The sequence below is a fragment of the Petrocella sp. FN5 genome (assembly GCF_029210395.1).
In the GTDB taxonomy this organism is placed as follows: Bacteria; Bacillota; Clostridia; order Lachnospirales; family Vallitaleaceae; genus Petrocella.
Genome location: NZ_JARGDP010000127.1, coordinates 1 through 3,149, shown reverse-complemented (window position 1 = coordinate 3,149; position 3,149 = coordinate 1). Strand labels below are relative to the sequence as shown.

At 34.3% G+C, this 3,149-nt stretch carries 5 protein-coding genes; all 5 read right to left on the bottom strand.

The genetic code is table 11. The annotated features are described in order from the left end of the window. Nucleotides 1–237, bottom strand: a 237-nt coding sequence (locus tag P0N36_RS14820) for a hypothetical protein (RefSeq protein ID WP_275843650.1), incomplete at its 3' end; no start/stop codon positions are given. Between the two features lie 36 nt (nt 238–273). Further along, nucleotides 274–1,032 carry an REP-associated tyrosine transposase gene (locus tag P0N36_RS14815; protein ID WP_275843649.1) on the bottom strand — a complete coding sequence of 253 codons (759 nt, stop codon included), beginning with the start codon at nt 1,030–1,032 and terminating at the stop codon, nt 274–276. A 413-nt stretch (nt 1,033–1,445) separates the two neighbouring features. Further along, a complete protein-coding gene (locus P0N36_RS14810) occupies nt 1,446–1,670 on the bottom strand; it encodes a hypothetical protein (RefSeq protein ID WP_275843648.1) in 225 nt (74 codons plus the stop codon). A 192-nt stretch (nt 1,671–1,862) separates the two neighbouring features. Further along, complete coding sequence (locus P0N36_RS14805) at nt 1,863–2,576, bottom strand: Fic family protein (protein WP_275843646.1); 714 nt, start codon at nt 2,574–2,576, stop codon at nt 1,863–1,865. After that, nucleotides 2,540–2,872 carry a hypothetical protein gene (locus tag P0N36_RS14800; RefSeq protein WP_275843645.1) on the bottom strand — a complete coding sequence of 111 codons (333 nt, stop codon included), beginning with the start codon at nt 2,870–2,872 and terminating at the stop codon, nt 2,540–2,542. The genes P0N36_RS14805 and P0N36_RS14800 overlap by 37 nt, the downstream gene beginning before the upstream one ends. Between the last annotated feature and the right edge of the window lie 277 nt (nt 2,873–3,149).

Here is a 3,149-nt window from a genome sequence, read left to right as displayed (position 1 = left end):
GCAATCTAAAGATGAGTTATATGCAGCCCATCTACCATATGTATTGCCTGAACTTAAACTAAAGAACATTCCATAAGTGTTAATCCTACTATCACTATAATAGTAGCTGTAATTCCAATATAGGGAATATTTTGATGCTGTTGCTTTTGATGCTTCCGCTGTTGGTTTTACTGCACTTAATGAATCATCAATTTTAAACTTGGTACTCTGTTTTGCACCAGCATCTTTAATTTCCATAGTATCATCAGAAAACCGAAGGGACAGTTCTTCTGGTTAGGCTTTTAATATGCTATATCTGCTTATTCCCGTTAGCCTAGAAATCTGTCTTGTTGATAATCCTTCATCTTTTAGCAATTTTATGCTTTGATTTCTTTCATGGCTATGGATATTTTGAAGGTCCATGCAGTGATTGACATGACAGAGTTCTTTGATAATGCCAATAGCCTCACTGTCTTTGATTCTTCTTCGTTCTGTAATCTCTAGACACTTGACTTCGCTTTCTTTTTTATGAAAAGTCTCAAATAAAACTTTGGATTTTTCTCGGTCCATATCAAAGTGACCAAGCACAAAATCAGTATCTGTCAAACCTTTGTTATTCATATAATCTTGATAACTACTCCATTTATAGTCCTTTATATCCTCTACAATACCTGCCTTTAAGGGGTTTTGGTGGATATATCTCACAACGTTTATAAGGTATGCTTCATCTTCAACAGCTTCACTTTTATATCTATCCTGGAACAAATGACCTGTTCTTTCATACTTATAATTGTACCAATATACAAATCTAGCACCAATACGTCTCATAATGATCTCTAGCGGTTCTTTTTCCTCTTTCATTAACAAATGTATGTGGTTACTCATTAGACAATAGGCATAGATCTTATAGCCACTGTCATTTTTATACTCTGCCAAAGTGCTTAAGAATTTTTTTCCATCTTCTCGTTCTTCAAAAATCGTCTGCTTATTCACACCTCTTAATATAATGTGATATACCCTTGTTTCACTTTTCTCTCTAACTCTTCTTGGCATGTAATTACGCCCCCTAGACCCTTAGATTTAAACTCTAACTGCAGATATATAACCAGAAAAACTCTCCCTCTGGTTATAGGTTATTACTTTAAGTTGCTTTAAGGCTGCTTTAAGTTGCTTTAAGTTTAACTTTGAAATGCATAGGTGTAAAGCTTTATTTGTTAAAATTATTTATTAATATGTTTTATTTTATAATTATTTACATTTATGGGAATTAATGTAAGGTCATTTCTGTATTTTTAAACTAAGAAATAACTGCTAATTCATTCTTTGATTTATAAAAAAAGAAAAAAAGACCCACCAGCCAAATTCATGACTAACAAGTCTCTCGTATATTGTATTAACTTTTGTTACGCCATCAAACCGGAAGAACTGTCCCTCTGGTTGGAACAGTCCCTCTGGTTGCTGATTGGTTACTTACGATTTTCCCAATGGGTTGTGGCTCCATCATAAATATCTTCTAGAGACATCTCTTCAAATACATGATCACCAAATTTTACATAGTCCTCATTACTTATATTTTCAGAGTGTCTTATAAACCTTAGAAAACCAGAGTAACCTAGTTCCTTAATTAATATTCTAGACCCTTTTTCAATTATTTCTTTATCTGTAAAACCGCTTTTATCATTCAATAACATTAATATCCATCTCCTTCCTAAGGAAATCTATAGGATTATATAACTTAATTAATCCTATTGTTTCTTTTAAGCTACTTTTATTTCTTTCTATAGTCCTTAGAAAATTATCACTCGCTCTAGTTCACTCTCAGTAAAGATGTTTTTATTAACTTTTGTTACGCCACTACACCGGAAGAACTGTCCCTCTGGTTGCTAGGAATAGTATTTTTGATTTTTACTTGTTGGTTTATTAGGTAACATCATTTTAAGAAGTCCACCTTTAATCAAAGGATTAAGCACTTTCACTCTAAAATGACCTCTATTATTGAGATTCATAAAATGTTGCATTTCTTCCCTTGTTCTTGGAGTCCTACAAAATTCTAATAACATTTTTATAGCCTCTGTATCTTGGTTGGTACCTTGGTTGGTACCTTGGTTGGTATCTTGTTTGGTATCTTGGTTGGTATCTTGGTTGGTCAAAGGAATTATCGTTTTGAATATTTCCCCTTCGATGAATTCAGGATCTGCTCCAGAGTATATCTTATTGTATTTATATATGTTTCTAACTCCTGAACCAAGTTCATCCACCCAACCTATCTCTTTGAAGAATTTAGCAATTGTAGGATTCTTTGGATATGGAGAGAAGTTTTCTGGGTCGATGATGCCATTTCCGTGAGGCTTGTTGCTATTCTCAATATAAACCCTATTATTCTCTATGATCAATTTTGCTGGGAAAGGATTTGAGAATTCTCTGTGTATCAATAAATTAGTCATAGCTTCACGGAAAATCTTGTTTCTTAAACTTACACGCTGATCACCTTCAAGATAAAACTTATCGTTGAGGTGCTTCGCAATAAACTGCATTAATCTTTCATAACTGCTTAGTAGATTCACCCGTATGTCATCCCGATCATCGTAACAATCCAAATTCTCCCTTCGCAAAATAGCGTCCGTCTATGATGCGAAAGAGCTGCATGAATTAATTCTTCTTTCCCAAAAATCAAGATGCCGCCAAGTGTAATGCCATGTTTTCCCGTGTTGGGATCTCTTAAATATAGTCCGGCACTTTTCAGCATTTCAATGTCGTCCATGGACTTCCTTGGATGATTGGGTTTCTGATTTCCAGCTAATTTTCTAACCTTTGTAAATAATTCAGATTCCAACTCTTCCATTTCAGCAAATGGAAATATTTTATTTTCTATATACGTACTTTGTTTCCTCATGTACAGTCCAGATACTAAGTTGGTATTATTTGTTAATCAATTAGTGACTAACGGATTTCTATTATACTGTATTTACTTTTGTTACCCCACTGAACCAGAAGAACCATCTCTGTGGTTGTTACGCCATCAAACCGCAAGAACTGTCCCTCTGGTTGCTACAACCCGAAGGAATTGTCCCTCTGGTTCCGGTTGTTACTGATAAATATCTTTGCGGTGACCCAACTCTATGATTGTAATTAGAACCTTTTCATCTTCAATTTCTGCCAAAATACGATAC